General features: G+C 46.5%; 1 pseudogene. It reads left to right on the top strand.

From position 1 onward, the window contains the following. Positions 1-303 (top strand): annotated as a pseudogene (locus tag RJ47_RS21490) (chromosome partitioning protein ParA); the annotation flags it as partial.

Here is a 303-nt window from a genome sequence, read left to right as displayed (position 1 = left end):
ATGGACAAAACGGTTGCAGCCCTAGTTGGGTGTTTATTGTTGGTTGGGGGGATCTCGCAGGGTAGTGCGAGAAACATTGAAGATAAAATTGTGCTTTCAGAGCAAGACCGCCAAGCCCTAGAGAGCGCATCAACCACCAAGGCGCAATTAGCGTATCTTCTTCAGCATTTTGAGCCCATCCTTAATCGCGATGACACGTTGAAAGGTGTCGATGCCGATGAAAATGGCATCCGAGATGATGTTGATGAGTTTATTAATGCATTGATGATCCCAGAAAATGAGCGAGGCTTCTATCGGCAAAGT

This window comes from Vibrio sinaloensis (genome assembly GCF_000808535.1).
In the GTDB taxonomy this organism is placed as follows: Bacteria; Pseudomonadota; Gammaproteobacteria; order Enterobacterales; family Vibrionaceae; genus Vibrio; species Vibrio sinaloensis_D.
Note: the sequence above shows the minus strand (reverse complement) of the source record. Positions and strands in the feature narration are given on the sequence as shown.